15 protein-coding genes are annotated in these 15,793 nt (G+C 67.3%); 4 read left to right on the plus strand and 11 right to left on the minus strand.

Going from position 1 to position 15,793, the window contains the following annotated elements; all coding sequences use genetic code 11:
• Nucleotides 1-81: 81 nt before the first annotated feature.
• From BST17_RS08160 to BST17_RS08170, 3 genes are all read left to right on the plus strand, one after another.
• Nucleotides 82-516, plus strand: a complete 435-nt coding sequence (locus BST17_RS08160; RefSeq protein ID WP_083056935.1) for a Zn-ribbon domain-containing OB-fold protein — start codon at nt 82-84, stop codon at nt 514-516.
• On the plus strand, nt 513-1,658 hold the full coding sequence (locus BST17_RS08165; protein WP_083056936.1) for a thiolase family protein: 1,146 nt from the start codon (nt 513-515) through the stop codon (nt 1,656-1,658). The genes BST17_RS08160 and BST17_RS08165 overlap by 4 nt, the downstream gene beginning before the upstream one ends.
• 82 nt (nt 1,659-1,740) lie before the next feature.
• The gene (locus BST17_RS08170; RefSeq protein WP_083056938.1) at nt 1,741-2,973 is read left to right on the plus strand and encodes an amidohydrolase family protein; all 1,233 of its coding nucleotides are present in this window, start codon (nt 1,741-1,743) and stop codon (nt 2,971-2,973) included.
• A gap of 67 nt (nt 2,974-3,040) precedes the next feature.
• Here the strand turns inward: BST17_RS08170 and BST17_RS08175 are convergent, their stop codons facing one another.
• From BST17_RS08175 to BST17_RS08215, 9 genes are all read right to left on the minus strand, one after another.
• Nucleotides 3,041-4,216 (minus strand): acyl-CoA dehydrogenase family protein, encoded by a 1,176-nt coding sequence (locus BST17_RS08175; RefSeq protein ID WP_083056940.1) that lies wholly within the window; start codon nt 4,214-4,216, stop codon nt 3,041-3,043.
• A gap of 2 nt (nt 4,217-4,218) precedes the next feature.
• Nucleotides 4,219-5,274 (minus strand): acyl-CoA dehydrogenase family protein, encoded by a 1,056-nt coding sequence (locus BST17_RS08180; RefSeq protein ID WP_083056942.1) that lies wholly within the window; start codon nt 5,272-5,274, stop codon nt 4,219-4,221.
• Nucleotides 5,274-6,149, minus strand: a complete 876-nt coding sequence (locus BST17_RS08185) for an amidohydrolase family protein (RefSeq protein WP_083056944.1) — start codon at nt 6,147-6,149, stop codon at nt 5,274-5,276. The genes BST17_RS08180 and BST17_RS08185 overlap by 1 nt, the downstream gene beginning before the upstream one ends.
• Nucleotides 6,146-7,768: an acyl-CoA synthetase gene (locus tag BST17_RS08190; protein ID WP_083056945.1), complete on the minus strand. Its 1,623-nt coding sequence runs from the start codon at nt 7,766-7,768 to the stop codon at nt 6,146-6,148. Before BST17_RS08190 ends, BST17_RS08185 begins: the two co-directional genes overlap by 4 nt.
• A gap of 5 nt (nt 7,769-7,773) precedes the next feature.
• The gene (locus BST17_RS08195; RefSeq protein ID WP_083056947.1) at nt 7,774-9,024 is read right to left on the minus strand and encodes an amidohydrolase family protein; all 1,251 of its coding nucleotides are present in this window, start codon (nt 9,022-9,024) and stop codon (nt 7,774-7,776) included.
• A 1-nt stretch (nt 9,025) separates the two neighbouring features.
• On the minus strand, nt 9,026-9,844 hold the full coding sequence (locus BST17_RS08200; protein ID WP_083056949.1) for an enoyl-CoA hydratase: 819 nt from the start codon (nt 9,842-9,844) through the stop codon (nt 9,026-9,028).
• A gap of 119 nt (nt 9,845-9,963) precedes the next feature.
• Nucleotides 9,964-11,031: a Vgb family protein gene (locus BST17_RS08205; RefSeq protein WP_083056950.1), complete on the minus strand. Its 1,068-nt coding sequence runs from the start codon at nt 11,029-11,031 to the stop codon at nt 9,964-9,966.
• 42 nt (nt 11,032-11,073) lie between these two features.
• Entirely contained in the window at nt 11,074-11,868 is a 795-nt protein-coding gene (locus tag BST17_RS08210; protein ID WP_083056952.1) for an SDR family NAD(P)-dependent oxidoreductase, read from the minus strand.
• A complete protein-coding gene (locus BST17_RS08215) occupies nt 11,868-12,629 on the minus strand; it encodes a crotonase/enoyl-CoA hydratase family protein (RefSeq protein ID WP_083056954.1) in 762 nt (253 codons plus the stop codon). Before BST17_RS08215 ends, BST17_RS08210 begins: the two co-directional genes overlap by 1 nt.
• A gap of 185 nt (nt 12,630-12,814) precedes the next feature.
• Here BST17_RS08215 and BST17_RS08220 point away from each other — a divergent pair, with 185 nt between their 5' ends.
• A complete protein-coding gene (locus BST17_RS08220; RefSeq protein ID WP_083056956.1) occupies nt 12,815-13,561 on the plus strand; it encodes a TetR/AcrR family transcriptional regulator in 747 nt (248 codons plus the stop codon).
• On the opposite strand, the gene BST17_RS08225 is transcribed toward BST17_RS08220, so the two are convergent.
• Together BST17_RS08225 and BST17_RS08230 are read right to left on the minus strand one after the other, a co-directional pair.
• The gene (locus BST17_RS08225) at nt 13,562-14,737 is read right to left on the minus strand and encodes a thiolase family protein (protein ID WP_083056957.1); all 1,176 of its coding nucleotides are present in this window, start codon (nt 14,735-14,737) and stop codon (nt 13,562-13,564) included.
• Nucleotides 14,738-14,810: 73 nt separating this feature from the next.
• Entirely contained in the window at nt 14,811-15,710 is a 900-nt protein-coding gene (locus BST17_RS08230) for an enoyl-CoA hydratase/isomerase family protein (RefSeq protein ID WP_207573591.1), read from the minus strand.
• Nucleotides 15,711-15,793 lie beyond the last annotated feature (83 nt).

Raw genomic sequence — 15,793 nt, forward strand, 5'->3', positions numbered from 1 at the left:
TCCAGTTCCCGATGTTGCGGTACTACGATACTGTAAGAATTACAGTTGGCTCGCTCAGTTCGTCGATCGCAAGGAGGCCCGATGCCGAAAGCGCTGGCAGCAGAGATTTCCACCTGGCCGGACGCCGAACCCGCGTTGATCGGAAGCAGGTGTGGCACCTGCGGCGCGACGACGTTCCCCGTGCAATGTCATTGCCCGTCGTGCAGCAGCGCCGCGATGACCGCCGAGCAGCTACCCCGCCGCGGAACGCTCATCGCCTGGACCACCCAGGGCTTCGCACCCGGCCCGCCGTACCGGGGGCCGACCGGCACGGACTTCGTGCCATTCGGTGTGGGCCTGGTCCAACTCGGCTCCGAGGACAACCCCGTCATCCGGGTGGAGGGTCGACTGACCGAGAACGACCCGGCCAAGCTGGAATTCGGCATGCCGGTCGAGCTCACCATGATTCCGTTCACCACCGATGCCGACGGCGACGAGATCGTCACCTTCGCCTTCAAGCCCCTGGGAGCATCATGAACGACGTCGCCATCATCGGGGTCGGGTTGCATCCGTTCGGCCGGTTCGAGGGCAAATCCGCCATGGCGATGGGCGTTGACGCCATCGTCGCCGCCGTCGCCGACGCCGGAGTGGACTGGAAGGACATCGGGGCCGCCACCGGTGGCAGCTGGACCGTCGCCAACCCAGACGCCATCGTCGGGATGGTCGGCCTGTCGGGGATCCCGTTCACCAACGTCTTCAACGCCTGCGCGACGGCGGCCAGCGCAACCAAGGTCTGCGCGGACGGAATACGACTGGGCGACTACGACATCGGGATCGCGGTCGGGCTGGACAAGCATCCACGCGGTGCGTTCACCGAGGACCCCGCCCTGGTCGGCATGCCCGCCTGGTACGCCGAGAACGGCCAGTACCTGACCACCCAGTTCTTCGGCATGAAGGCCAACCGCTATCTGCACGATCACGACATCTCCCAGCGCACCCTGGCCAAGGTCGCGAACAAGAATCTGCGTAACGGCGCACTGAACCCGAACGCCTTCCGTCGCAAACCCATCGCCGAGGACGACATCCTGAACTCGCCGATGCTGAACTATCCGTTGACCCAGTACATGTTCTGCGCCCCCGACGAGGGTGCGGCCGCGGTGGTGATGTGCCGCGCCGATATCGCGCGCCGGTACACGACGAAGCCGGTGTACCTGAAGGCGGTCGAGGTGCGCACCCGCCGGTATGGCGCCTACGAGGTCAACACCACCTGTGCACCCGTCACCGAGGATGTGGCGCCCACGGTGTACGCCGCCCGGGCGGCGTTCGAAAAAGCCGGTGTCGCACCCGGGGACGTCGATGTCGTGCAGCTGCAGGACACCGACGCCGGGGCCGAGATCATCCACCTGGCCGAGTGCGGGTTCTGCGCCGACGGTGATCAGGAGAAGCTGCTCGCCGACGGCGCCACCGAGATCGGCGGTTCGCTGCCGGTCAACACCGACGGCGGGCTGATCGCCAACGGCGAGCCGATCGGCGCGTCCGGTCTGCGTCAGATCCACGAGCTGGTGCGCCAACTGCGCGGCGAGGCCGGTGACCGGCAGGTACCCGGAAACCCCCGCGTCGGCTTCGCCCAGCTGTACGGCGCACCCGGCACCGCGGGCGCCACCGTCCTGACACTGTGACCGCGAGCAGACGCGTGTACCCCCAAAAGACAACGCATTCAGGGGTACACGAGTCTGCTCGCCGGAGAAAAGGAACACCACCATGACCGAGCAGTTTCGCGACGCACCGATCTTCGATGCCGACCAGCACATGTACGAAACCGCCGACGCCCTGACCAAGTTCCTGCCCGAGAAGTACAGCCGCGCGGTCCAGTACGGGCAGTTCGGCAGGCAGACCCGGGTCGTGATCAACAATCGCGTCACCGACTTCATCCCCAACCCGACGTTCGAGCGGGTCGCCGCACCCGGGGCGCATGAGAAGTTCTTCGCCGGCGAGAACACCGAGGGCCAGACGCTGCGCGAGATGCAGGGCAAGGCCATCGAGGCACCCGAGGCGACCCGCAATCCCGAGGCGCGGGTCCGCGAACTCGACCGTCAGGGCGTCACCGAGGCACTCAACTACCCCACCCTGGGCAGCCTGATCGAGCATTCCAGCGCCGACGATCCCGCGCTGACGCTGGCCATCGTGCACGCCCTCAACGAGTGGATCCACGAACACTGGAGCTTCAACTACGCCGACCGGGTGTTCACCACACCGATCATCAACCTCTCCGAGGTCGACGCGGCGCAGCGCGAACTGGCCTGGATCCTGGACCGCGGGGCCAAGGTCGCGCTGATCAAGCCGGGCCCGGTCAACGGACTGCACGGTTGGCGCTCCCCCGCCCTGCCGGAATTCGACCCGTTCTGGCGCGACGTCGAGGCCGCCGGGCTGCCCGTCGTGCTGCACGCCAGCTACCCGCCGCTGGACGATTATGTCGGTAGGTGGGAGCCGCCCTACACACAGAACTTCATGGCGCAGAGCGCTTTCCGGTGGATGGTGCTGGGCCACCGCGAGATCGCCGATATGATCACCGCGCTGATCTGCCACGGCACGCTGACCCGGTTCCCGAAACTGCGGGTGGCCAGCGTCGAGAACGGCAGCGGCTGGATCTTCCCGTTGTTCCACGACTTCGCGGACCTGCAGAAGAAGATGCCGCAGAACTTCCCGGAACATCCGCACGACGTGTTCCGGCGCAACATCTGGGTCAGCCCGTTCTGGGAGGGCTGCGTATCCGACGTGGTGAACACCGTCGGCTGGGACAAGGTGCTGTTCGGCTCGGATTACCCGCACCCGGAGGGCCTCGCCGAGCCGAAGGGGTTCTGGCGCTACGCCGAGGGCATGGACATGCGCCGCACCTACGACTTCATGGGTGACAACGCGCGGCGGTTCATGGGCCTGCCGATCGCCAACCCGGACCCGGCGGCGGTCGATCCGCCGGTACTGGCCGCCCACTGAAAGGCGCGAGGAGCCGCATGTGCCCCCGAAACTCTGAGATTTCGGGGGCACACGCGACTGCTCGCGGCTAGGAAACCTTGGCCTTGGGCGGCGAGTAATTGGGTTTGCCCAGGCCCAGCACATGCTGGGCGATCATGTTTCGGAACACCTCCAGCGTCCCACCGTAGATGCCGACCAGCGGCGCGAACCGGTAGATGTACTCGCTGCGGTCATCAGCACCCCCCTCGGCGCCGAGCGGTAGTGCCGCGACCGGTCCGGCGACATCCATCAGGTCGGGGGCGACATCGCGCATGGTCTGCGCCAGCGCCACCCGACCGAAGATGCTCGGCGCCGACAGCGAGGCCTCGATACGGGCGATGCTGCGGCCCAACCGATATGCGACCGAACCGTCGTCCACGGCACCCGATTCACCCACCAGCGCGGCAACATTGTCGGCGGCTTCGACCATGAAGCCGGCCTGATGCGCCATGATCGCGACATCGGCCAGCCCGTCATCGGCCGCCGCGACGGCGCCGTGCTCGGCGTCGAGTGGTTCGCGCACCACACTCCAGCCGCCGTTGACCTCGCCGAGGCGGTACTTGTCATCGACGCGCACGTCGGAGTAGTAGACAATGTTCGTCCGGTCACCGTCGACGGTGCGGATGCCCTGGATCTCGACGCCGGGTGTGTCCAGCGGCACCAGGAACATGGTGAGGCTCTTGTGTTTCGGCGCCTGCGGATCGGTGTTGGTGATCAGGAAGACGTACGTGCAGTTGTGCGCGCCGGTGGTGAACATCTTGGACCCGTTGATCACCCACTGGTCGCCATCCCGGACGGCACGGGTCTTGCAGGTGGCGACATCGGAACCGCCCTCGGGCTCGGTATAGCCCAATGCCATCCGCACGGTGCCGTCGAATACCCCGCGCAGCACGTCATCGCGGATCTCGTCGGAGCCGAACTTGGCGACCGACCGGGCGATCATGATGGTGGTCCCCCAGGTCACCCACGGCACCTCGGCCCGGCGGCGCTCCAGAGCCCAGATACGCGACTGCACCCGTGTAAATCCACCGTCCGCCTCGGACCTGAACTCCTTCTCCAGGTAGCCCGCCGCGCCGAGAGCCAGATGCACACCCTCATGGAAATTGTCGCCGGTCTCGCGGTCGTGGCGGATGACATCCTCGGTCACCACCTCGGCCAGGAAGCCACGCAACTCGGTCTGAAACGCCTTGTCCTCATCGGACAGGTCGACAACGGAGAAATCCATGGTTACGCCTCCGCGCTCTCACGGGCCGAAACGATTCGCGCGATGTGCACCGCGACGGCCCCCGGGTCCCCGCCGGCCAGCGCCCAACCGCGGGCCCGCACCAGATACGCAGTCGCGGCCGCCTCGGCCGACACGCCGAGCCCGCCCTGCACATGCACCGCCATCGTGGCGGCCTTGGCGGCCTCCTCGGACATGAAGACGAACGCCGAGGGCGCGAGTTCGGGCCGCTCATCGGGTTCGTTGTCCAGGAACCAGGCCGCTCGTCTTGCCAGGCCGCGTCCGCTCTGCACGGTGATGGCGATATTGGCCAGCGGATGCGAGATGCCCTGCAGCGTGCCGATCGGCACACCGAGGGTGTAGCGGGTCTTGGCGAACTCGGCGGCAATGGTCATGGTCTCCTCCACCAGCCCGACCAGTGCGGCGGCCGTCAGCAGCTGCCACTCGTCCAGCGCACGTTGGTAGGCGGACAGCGCTGGCGCGCCGCTACCCAGTACTTCCCGGCTGTCGGCCGCGGCGGGATCCACCCATGCCATCGGCAGCTTGCCGATGTTGTCGACCTTGGCTGGCTGGCTGGAGTAGTCGAGCTTCACCACGTCGGCCCCGTCGCGGATGATGATCTGCCCGGCGATCGAGCCCGCCGCGATCAACCGCGGCCCGTTCGGTGCGATCTGCTGGGCATCGATGGCCACCAGCTGCGTGCCGTTGACGATATCGGCAGCCGCCTCGGTGTCGAGGGCGCCCAGCCGCGCCAGCAACCGGGCCGCGACCACATGGTCGATCCACGGCACCGGGGCCAGCGACCGGCCGATCTCCTCGGCGACCAGGGTCAGGTCGACCAGCGTCGCACCGTCGCCGCCGACGGCTTCCGGCAGTCCCATGGTGGTTGCGCCCATGGCGCACAGCCGTTCCCACAGACTCTTGTCGTAGCCGGTCGGTTCGGCGGCGCGCACGGTCTCGATATCGCAGTGCGTCGTGAAGAAATGCTTGTACGCCGCCTGCAGATCCTTGTGGTCCTCGGTCAGGCTGTAGTCCAGCCTGCGCAGTTCGTAACGGTCCATCAGTTCCTCATATCCTTTGCGCTCCTCGTGTCCGCGGTCTCGCCGAAGAAGAACTCGGCGGCGTTGTTGTAGAGGTAGTCGTCGAGCACATCGGCGGGCAGATCCAGTGCCAGCGCCTCGGGCACTACCCGGTGCATGCGCAACACCGGGAAATCGGAGGCGAAGATGATCTTCTTCGGGCCGCGGGTCCGCATGTAGTGCAACAGGCTGTCCGGCAGGCGTTTCGGTGACCACGCCGAGGTCATCAACCGCAGGTTCTGATACTTGAGCAACATCCGGATGGCGATATCCCACCAGGGGTCGGCCCCGTGGATCATGCACAGCTTCAACTCCGGGAACCGCACGCAGACCCGGTCCAGGTGAATGGGATTCTGCACCTCGCCGGGGATCGGCGGCCCGGGAATTCCGGTGTTCACACACAGCGGCAATTCCAGTTCCGCGCACTTGGTGTAGAGCGGGTAGTACACGGCATCACTGGGCGGATACTGTCCGTCACCCCAGAAGCTGGGCCCGACAACGGCATACGCCACGGGCAGATCCCGGACGATGGCCGACAGGTCACGCAGCGACGGCATCGGCCGCAGCAGGTTGACCCCGCCGATGGCCAGTGCGAACCGTTCCGGGTGGGCGTCGGCGAACTTGCGCGCCGTGACCGAGGGTGTGGTGAGCGAATCCATCAGGATCGCCTTCTGCACCCCGTATGAGTCCATCTCCTCGAGCAGCGCCGACAGTTCGATCGGCTCGTACATCGACGCCGGACCCTTGAAGTAGTCGTCGCGGACCTTCGTCATGAACGTCGGCTGCTGCGCCGTCTCACCGAAGTGCACGTTGGCCAGGCAGTCGATCACGCGGTGTCCGGCACCGGATCGGGTCACGTCCCCACCTTCCCCACGGCAACGTCCTTGGCCCACCGATAATCGGCCTTGCCGTTCCCGAGCCGACGGACCTGCTCGACGAACATCACGTCCTTGGGCGCCTTGAAGCGCGCCAGCGATGCGCAGCTGTGCGCACGCAGCACATCGGCGCTCTGGTCCGCGTCGGGCTTGAGCGCCACGATCGCCACGATCTCCTCCCCCCACCGATCGCTGGGCCGGCCCACCACCAGCGCGTCGACGACATCGGGGTGGGTGCGCAACGCCGCCTCCACCTCCTCGACGAACACCTTCTCGCCACCGGTATTGATCACCAGCGAGTCCCGCCCGTAGAGGCGCAACGACCCGTCGGCCGCGAGGGCGGCGCGGTCCCCGGACACGACGACCCGCTCGCCGGCGACCTCGGGGAAGGTGCGTTCGGTGGCCTCGGAATCCTCGAAGTAACCCAGTGGTATCCGTCCGTTACGAGCCGCCCAGCCGACCTGATCTTCGCCGGGCGCCAGGAAACGGCTGTAGTCCTCGGCGAGCACCAATCCGCCCGCGCGCAACTGAAAGGTGTCCGCCGTCTCGGTGTGGCGCTGCGTGTGCCCGAACCCCATGTTGCCGGTCTCCGACGAGCCGAACCCGTTGATGATGGTGATCTGGGGAATGTGTTCCAGCAGTGCGCGTTGGTGTTTCGGATTGGTGGCCGCACCGCCGGTTCCGATGGCGAACAATCCCGACAGGTCATAGGTCGCGCGGTCGAGTTCTGCCACCAGCGGCGCGGCATACGCGTCACCGACCATCGTCATCAGGCCGACCCGCTCACGCTGCGCGGTCTCCAGAACCGCGCGGGGGTCGAACCTGGCCTTGGTGTCGTGCAGCACCACCGTCTGCCCGGACAGCAACCCGGAGAACGCGGTCCACATGCCGGCGGCGTGCATCAGCGGTGACACGGCGAACCACGGCGGACCGGCATGGGCCACCTTGTCGTGGATCTCCCCGACCGCGTCGTGGTCGGCCCCGTTCATCGAGGACACGTAGATGTCTCCCTGGCGCCACATCACGCCCTTGGGCCGGCCGGTGGTCCCGCCGGTGCAGATCATCAGCAGGTCATCCGGCGATGCCTGCGGGACCATACCGGGGTCCGCCTGCGCCAGTGCATCGTCCAGGCGCACCGCCCCCGGCAATTCGGTCCCGTCGCCGTCGTCGACCGAGATCAACAGCCGGGCGTCCGGGCCGTCCCCGCCGAGGATCGGGCCGAACCTGTCTCCGAGTGAGCGGTGGTAGATCACCGCCCGCGGACGCAGGTAGGCCAGCAGGTCGGCGACCTCGCCGGGCGAGTAGTAGTAGTTGACGTTGACCGGCACCGTCCGGGCCTTCAGGCACCCGATCACCATCTCGGGATAGCGGTCGTTGTGCATGATCAGCGCGACGCGATCCTGCCCGCATTCCCAGCGCTGCAATTCATCTCGCTCGCGGTGGACGCCGAGTCCGTGGCCGGCCAGGAAGGCTGCCAGCCGCCGGGTCCGGTCCGCGCCCTCGGCGAACGTCATGCGTCGGGGCCCGCAGACCGTCATCTCCCGGTCGGGCACCACGTCGGCGATGGCGTCGATGACGGCGCCGATGGTCCACTCGGGCACCGCGGTTACACCGACGCCGTGAGGTCACGCACCCCGGGCGCGACCCGATTGACGTCACCGAGCAGCTCAAGGGCGTTGTCGCGCATCACCTTCCGGGTGTCCTCCCGACTGAACTCGGGGAACTGCGGGATGTCGGCGGTGAAGGTGGTCGGGTCGGCCAGCCCCTCGCCGTGCGGCCAGTCCGAACCGAACAGGATCTTGTCGACCCCGATGGTGTCGGCGAGCAGCTTCACGTCATCCTCGTAGTACGGCGCGATCCAGACGTTGTTGCGCAGTTGCTCGACCGGATCCTCGGTGAAGTGGTACGGCGCATTGTTGGCCGCCTTCTTGAGTCGCTTGATCAGCCGGTAGACGAAGTACGAGCCGTTCTCGATGCTGCACACCTTGAGGTTGGGGTGCCGGGTGAACACCTGGTGCACGATCATCGAGGCCATGGTGTCGTGAATGGCGCGGTCGTCCATGATCACCATGTCGAGCGGATCACGCCGGCCGAACCCCTTGAAGACACCGCTGCCGCCCCACAGCGCCGGGACCGCCATGTATCCGGAGTCGGACAGATGGAACACCACCGCGACGCCGGCCTCGGCCAGCCGGGCCCATACCGGGTCATGGACCGGGTCGCCGAGGGAGCGTGGCCTGACCGCGCTGGGAACCGGGGCGGGCCGCACGCAGACCAGCTTGGCGCCGCGACCGATGACGAACTCGACCTCCTCGACGGCTTTGACCGGGTCGGCCAGCGAGATGATCGGCGCCGACACGAAGCGACCATCGGGTCGCTCGAAACCCCAGTCCTCGTCGAGCCAGAGGTTGAACGCATGCACCGAGGCCATGGTGGCCTCGATATCGTGCTTGAGCCCCTCCTCCACGCCGCAGGCGAACGTCGGCAGCATGAAAACGGTTTCGAGGCGCTGCCGGTCCAGCACGGCCAGCCGGGCCTCACGGTTCTGATACTCGGGATGCTCGGAGAGCCGGTCGACCTTCATCAGCGACGCCGGATCGACGCCCTCGGGTATCTCACCGCGGAACAGCAGGTCCAGACATCCCGGCTCGATGATCGGGTCGAAGGTCGGATTCGGGATGAAATGGTTGACGGTGCCACCGAACAGCGCCAGCGTGCGCTTACCGTCCTGGACCATCTGCACACCACGAGTGCGGAATTCCTTGGGCAGGTGCCGGGTGAACGCGTCGATCGGCTCGTAGTAGTGGTTGTCGACGTCCACCGCCAGATAGGGCAACTTCTCGGGTGTTTCGGTCATCTCAGGCACCTTTCAGGGGTGGGAAGTTCGGCGGGCGCTTCTCGAAGAACGCCGTGATTCCCTCGATCAGGTCGGGCCGCTTCATCGATTCGTGCATGAGCGTCTCGGCGCGGGCACTGACCGCGGTCACCGGGTCACCGGCGTCGCCGTACAACTGCGCCTTGATGACGGCCATCGAGGCCGGCGAGCAGTTGCGCGCCAGATCCTCCGCGTAGGCGATGGCGGTCGGTAGCAGATCATCCGGTGCCACAACCTCTTTGACCAGACCGAGCCCGGCGGCTTCCTCGGCGGGGAATGTGCGCCCGGACAGCAACAGGTCGGCGGCAGCACCCCAGCCGGCCAGTCGGGGCAAAATCCAGCTGATGCCGTACTCCGCGATCAGGCCGCGGCGCGGGAAGGCCGTCGCGAACTTGGCACCGGCTGCGGCGAATCGGACATCGCACATGAGCGCGTGGGTCAGGCCGATCCCGACGCAGGCGCCGTTGATGGCGGCGATGACGGGCTTGGCCACCGTGGTGAGGAAATGTGGATGTCGTTCGCCGACGATCGTGCTGACATCGGTGTCCCCGCTGATCGATTCGCCGAGGCCGGCCATATCGCCCAGGTAGGCGCCGGCGCAGAATCCGCGCCCGGTACCGGTCAGCACGATGGCCCGGACATCCGGGTCGTCCTCGGCGCGGTCGAAGCAGGTGTAGACACCGCGGGAGATGTCGGCACCCCAGGAATTGAGGCGTTCGGGGCGGTTGAGCGTGATCACCGCGACCCCGGCCCCGGCGACCTCGTACAGGACCGCCGTACCTACGTTGTCGGTGACGGTCACCGGCGCCGCACCACCCGTTCAGACATACATACTGTATACCTATCGGTAGTGCATTCCGCAAGCCCGCTTCGGGCACGCCGACCTGCGCAAAGCCCGGCTGACCGCGGGTTGCGACAGCGCTAGGAAGCGGGCAGCAGATCGGTGCCGACGATCTGCACGCTGCCGGTACCTGCACCATTGCTGCCGGTGACCAGCACAGCCCCCGACCGGGGATCGACCGCGACGGAATTGGGCTGCTGCACCGTCGGGATGTCGGCGAGTACGCGCGCGGTGGCCGGGTCGGCGATGTCGACCACCCGGAGCAGATTCGACTCGGTCAACGTGATGTACAGGCGATCGTTGCTGCTGTCGAAGGCCAACCCGTACGGCTTCCCCGGCGCGTCGACCCGGGCCACCTCGGTGATCTGCGGACCGATGCGTTCGATCAGGACGGCACCGCCATCGGTATCGGCGAAGGCGGCCAGGTCCCCGGTCAGTGCGATCGCGTGCGTCAGCTTGGTCCCCACCGGGGCCTGGGCGACCTGCCGTCGCGTCGCCGCATCGTAGACCCACACGCCGTTGCCCTGGACATCCGCGACTGCCGCGTAATTCCCCACGGCCGCAACGCCTCCCGGTTGGGTCGGGCCCGCGGGCAACGACCCGGTCACCCGGCCGTCGCGGACGAACACGACACCCCCGCCGCCCTCGTTGGCGACGACGATGGTGCCATCGGCCGTCGCCGCCGCGTCATGGGGCTGGCGGCCCACACCGGAGGCGGTGAAGTCGATGCGGCCGTCGGCCAGCCGGAGGGCGAGCAGTTCGTCGGAACCCTCCAGTGGCGCCAGTACCGGGCCGTCCGGTCCGGCGAGGCTGAGGTGGCGCGCGGCGCTCGGCGTCCCGACACGGGCACGCTGCGCGCCGGTGGACGCATCGAAGATCACGATCCCGTCCGGTTGCCGTACCGCGGCGGCGGCGATGCCCGACGAGCCGACGACGATGCCTTCCGGCGCATTGCCCAGCGGCACCACCGCACCCACCGGCGCGGTCGCGGGTGGTCCGGACCGTGCCGGTTCGGCGGGCGGCGTACGCGCCGGCGCCGGGTCAGCCGACGAGGTGGTCGGGGTCTGCGGTGCCGGCTCGCCACTGCAGCCGGCCAACAGTGCGCCGACGGCCAGCAGGCACGGGATGGCCGTGCAACGTCGTGTCATCTACCTACAGTGCCCACACTCGGGTCGGGTCAACCGAACGCGTCAGATGTAGTCGCTGCCGCCGTCGACGTTGATGTTGGCACCGGTCATGTAGGAGTTGCGCCTCGAGGCGAGAAACGCCGCCACCGGGCCGATTTCGTTGGGCAGACCCGCCCGCGGCAGGTGCGCGGGATGCCCGAAGTGCTCGTCGATCGCCGACATCAGGGCATACGGGTCGGTACCGTCGACACCGACCGAACCGGCCCAGCCCAACAGCGCCTCGGAGGAGATGCTGCCCGGGGACACCACGTTCACCATGATCTCGTCGGGCGCCAGCTGCAGCGACAGGTTCTTCGAGACGCTGTTCACCGCGGCCTTGGCGGCGGTATAGGCCGGCAGCCGGGTGCTCTGCCGCTGCGTGGAATGTGCCGAGAAGTTGACGATACGTCCCCAGCCGGCCTTGCGCAGCAACGGCAATGCAGCGCGCACGCAGCGGATCATGCCCATCAGTCCGGCGTCGAACGCCTCCTGCCACTGCTGGTCGGTCAGCTCCTCGAAGTTGCCCGCCGCACCCGGACCGACGGTGTTGATCAGTGCGTTGACCTCACCCCAGCGGTCTGCGAGTTCGGCGAACGCCCGCCGCACACTGTCATCGTCAGCGGTGTCGGCGACGATCGCCACGGCATCCGGGCTGCCCCGGCGGGTCAGCTCCGCGGCCGCCGCGTCGAGAACCTCCAGCGACCGGCCGACGATCGCCACCCTGGCTCCATCGTCGGCAAGGCATTGTGCCGTCGCGAATCCCATGCCGCGACCACCTCCCACGACAACGGTGGCCGCGCCGGCGAAGCCGAGATCCACTAACTCCCGGTCCAGTTCGGCGTGCGCTTCTCGGCGAACGCGGTGGCGCCCTCGATGGCATCCTTTGATCCGAACACCGGGCCCATGATCTCGTTCTGCTTCTGCCACATCTCGCTTCGGCTCCATTCGGCCGATTTGACGATGATCTCCTTGGTGGCCGCCACGGCCAGCGGTCCGTTGGCAGTGATCTTCGCCGCCAGCTCCAACGCTCCGTCGAGCGCACCGCCGGGCTCGGTCAGCTTGTTGACGAAGCCCCACTCGGCGGCCTGCTCGGCGGTGAAGTTCTCGCCGGTCAACGCGAGTTCGAGCGCCTTCTGATACGGGATGCGGTGCGGTAGCCGCAGCAGCCCGCCGCCGCCGGCGACCAGCCCGCGCTTGACCTCCGGGATGCCGAACTTGGCCTCGCGGGACGCGACGATCAGGTCGGTGGCCAGCACCATCTCGGTGCCGCCGGCCAGGGCGTAACCCTCGACCGCGGCGATCACCGGCTTGCGCGGCGGGCGCTCGGTGAAGCCGATACCGCGTCCCTCGACATAGGGCAGCTCACCGGAGGCGAACGCCTTGAGATCCATTCCGGCGCTGAAGTTTCCGCCCGCGCCGGTGAGGATCGCGACTGACAGCTCGGGGCTGTCGTCGAGCTCGTCCATCGCAGCGGCCAACCCCTTGGCCACCGGCAGGTTGAAGGCGTTGCGCGCCTCCGGCCGGTTGATGGTGATGATCAGGGTTCGGTCCCGGCGTTCGGTCAGGATTTCGTCGGCCACTCTTCATCCTCGCAATCGGCTGCTACGGGCAGGTCGGACTGCGGAAAACACTACTATATTCATTACGGTAACCGGCCGAGAGGCTGGTATCACCGCTGCGAGAATGCGCGTACCGTCACGACGGTATGCCTACCGGTAAGCTTGACGGTTCACTGCTGGAGCTCTGACGAGGAAAGGTGGCCGTAGTGGCGAAGCCGGTTGCCGAGAAACGACAGCGCCGCGAGCGCGGGTCGATCAATCCCGACGACATCATCAAGGGTGCGTTCGAACTCGCCGAGCAGGTGGGGATCGACAACCTCAGCATGCCGTTGCTGGGCAAGCATCTGGGAGTCGGCGTCACCAGCATCTACTGGTACTTCCGCAAGAAGGACGACCTGCTGAACGCGATGACCGATCGTGCGCTGAGCGAATACGTCTTCGCGACGCCGTATGTCGAGGCCAAGGATTGGCGCGAGACACTGCGCAATCATGCCCGCACCATGCGAAAGACGTTCACCGGCAACCCGATTCTCTGCGATCTGATCCTCATCCGGGCCGCCCTGAGCCCGCGCGCCGCCAAGGTCGGTGTGCTGGAGATGGAGAAGGCCATTGCCGGACTGGTCGAGGCCGGCCTGTCCGCCGAGGATGCCTTCGACACCTACTCGGCGGTCACCCTGCACGTGCGCGGATCGGTGGTGTTGCAGCGCCTGGCCGAGAAGAACCAGACCGACGAGGCGGGCCCCGGCGCCTTCGACCAGACCCTGGTCATCGATCCCGACGTCGCGCCACTGCTCGCGCAGGTGACCGGCGAGGGGCACAGCTTCGGCGCCTCGGACGAGAACAACTTCGAGTTCGGCCTGGAGTGCATCCTCGAACACGCGACGCGCCGCCTCGAGTCGGGTGCCAAGACGAAAACCCCGGCCCCGAAGGGCCGGGGTAAGTCCGCCGGGTGACTACACCTCGATGACCACGCCGCCGCCCTGACCGCCGCCGGCGCACATGGCGGCCACCCCGATGCCACCGCCGCGCCGCTGCAGTTCGTAGACCAGGGTGGTGATCATCCGCGCGCCGGACGCCGCGATGGGATGGCCGAGGCTGCAGCCGCTACCGGAGTAATTGACCCGCTCCTCGTCGAGACCGTATTCGCGGACCGCCGCCACCGGCACCGAGGCGAAGGCCTCGTTGATCTCCCACAGCGTGACGTCCGAGGGCTTCAGACCCGCGCGATCGAGCACCTTGGCGATCACCTTCACTCCGCCGAGGCCGGTGTCCTTGGCAGGCACGCCGACAGAACCCCAGGCCCGTACCGTGGCGAGCACGTTGAGGTTCTCCGCGGTCGCGTAATCGTCGGCGACCAGTGCGACAGCAGCGGCAGCGTCGTTGGTGCCACTGCTGTTGCCCGCGGTGATGGAGAATCCTTCGATCTCCGGATGCAGGACTTTGAGGCCGGCGAGCTTCTCGACGGTCGTATCGCGACGGGGGTGCTCGTCGACGCTGAAATCGATGACCGAGCCGTCGGGCTGGGTCACCTTCAGCGACACGATCTCGTCATCGAACTTGCCGGCGTCCTGAGCCGCGACCGCCCGCTGATGCGACCGGGCCGCCCACGCGTCGAGTTCCTCGCGGGTCAGCCCATAGGACTGCGCGGTGTTCCAGCCGACGGTGATCGACATATCGCGCGACGGCGCGTCCGGGGTCTCGACATGGATCGGGGGCAGCCAGCGCTCCTCGAACTTCAGTTCCGGGCCGGGGATGCGCTGGTTCATCAGCGGCGTCATCGACAGCGACTGCACGCCGCCGGCGACCAGCACCCGCTCCATACCGGAACCGATCTGGGCCGCCGCATTGCCGATAGCGGTCAGGCTGCCCGCGCAGTGCCGGTTTACGGCCTGTCCGGGTGCGTTCTCGAAGCCGGCCACCAGGGCCGCGTAGCGGGCCAGGTCACCGCCGCCGTAGTGCGATTCGGCGATGATGATGTCATCGATCGCCGACGGGTCGATGCCCGCGCGGCGGACGACCTCGGGCAGCACCGCGCCCAGCAGCGCGTCCGGCGGCGTGTTGACCAGTGTCCCCTTGAACGACCGGCCGATGGCGGTGCGGGCTGCACCGACGATAACGGGTGAGGACATGTGTACCGCCTTTACGATCTCCGATGATTATGTAAACGTAGCACCCACTGTAGGTGCCGTCGCGTGCGGTTGGCTACTGCGGCTCCGGCACATGCGGTTCAGGTACATCGAAGTGCTCGTCGCGTAGCCGGAAGGCCTCCCGGGTTCCGTGCTGGGCGCGGGTCTTGACGAAATTGAACTCTCCCGGGGCGAACTGCAGGTTGGTGCCGTAGGCGTGGAACAGGTAGCTGGCGACCTCTTCGCCCTGGTAGGCCTGGCTCTGCTCGACCAGCCGGAACGCCTCCTTGGCGATCACCACACCGTCGGCGGGCATCTTCGCGGCCTTGCTCGCCCAGTACCGGGCGCGCGCCTGCACCTCCGCCGCGGCACAGATCTCGGTGAAGACGCCGAGGTGCTCCACGGCGCCGGCCTCGATGATGTCCCCGGTCAGCAGCATCCGCCGGGCCAGCACCGGGCCGAGCCGGTGGAAGAACATGTGCAGGCTGCCCAGCGCGGGCCCGAGGAACCGGGTGGCCGGCATGCCGATCCTGGTGTCGCGGGCGATCACCGAGATGTCGGTCATCAGCGCCATCTCGAAACCGCCGCCCAGCGCGTACCCGCTGATCTCCCCCACCGTGACCTTCGGGAAGCCCATGAAGTTGTGATAGAAGCCGAAGGATTTGCGGTCCACGGTGAGCCGTCGGCGCTGACTCGGCCGGGAGCCGCGCCCGGCCGTCTGCTCGCCCTCGCCCGTGCGCGCGTCGCCGTACCACCCGTAAGCGTTGTTCATGTCCGCCCCGGTGCTGAACACACCTTCGGCCCCGCGCAGCAGGACCACCGTCAGGTCGTCGTCCTCGGCAACGACGTCGAGGTAGCGGGCGATCTCGTCCCGCATCGTGGCGTCATAGGAGTTGCGCCGGGCCGGATTGTTGAACGTGATGGTGGCGATCCGGCGGTCGGCATCCACCTCGAAGAGCACGCGGTCATCGGTCATGCGAATTCGGCCTCGCTTCAATGGTTTTGTCGGTGCCGGCGGCCACCCGCGGTCGCCGGATGCGGCAGGCCTGTCCTTCCATC

It is taken from the genome of Mycolicibacterium bacteremicum (genome assembly GCF_002086115.1).
Lineage (GTDB): Bacteria > Actinomycetota > Actinomycetes > Mycobacteriales > Mycobacteriaceae > Mycobacterium > Mycobacterium bacteremicum.

What these genes read in the sequence shown, in the direction of transcription:
- BST17_RS08160 (WP_083056935.1), top strand. Translation starts at nt 82, where the DNA reads ATGCCGAAAGCGCTGGCAGCAGAGATTTCCACCTGGCCGGACGCCGAA.
- BST17_RS08165 (WP_083056936.1), top strand. Translation starts at nt 513, where the DNA reads ATGAACGACGTCGCCATCATCGGGGTCGGGTTGCATCCGTTCGGCCGG.
- BST17_RS08170 (WP_083056938.1), top strand. Translation starts at nt 1,741, where the DNA reads ATGACCGAGCAGTTTCGCGACGCACCGATCTTCGATGCCGACCAGCAC.
- BST17_RS08175 (WP_083056940.1), bottom strand. Translation starts at nt 4,216, where the DNA reads ATGGATTTCTCCGTTGTCGACCTGTCCGATGAGGACAAGGCGTTTCAG.
- BST17_RS08180 (WP_083056942.1), bottom strand. Translation starts at nt 5,274, where the DNA reads ATGGACCGTTACGAACTGCGCAGGCTGGACTACAGCCTGACCGAGGAC.
- BST17_RS08195 (WP_083056947.1), bottom strand. Translation starts at nt 9,024, where the DNA reads ATGACCGAAACACCCGAGAAGTTGCCCTATCTGGCGGTGGACGTCGAC.
- BST17_RS08205 (WP_083056950.1), bottom strand. Translation starts at nt 11,031, where the DNA reads ATGACACGACGTTGCACGGCCATCCCGTGCCTGCTGGCCGTCGGCGCA.
- BST17_RS08225 (WP_083056957.1), bottom strand. Translation starts at nt 14,737, where the DNA reads ATGTCCTCACCCGTTATCGTCGGTGCAGCCCGCACCGCCATCGGCCGG.
- BST17_RS08230 (WP_207573591.1), bottom strand. Translation starts at nt 15,710, where the DNA reads ATGACCGATGACCGCGTGCTCTTCGAGGTGGATGCCGACCGCCGGATC.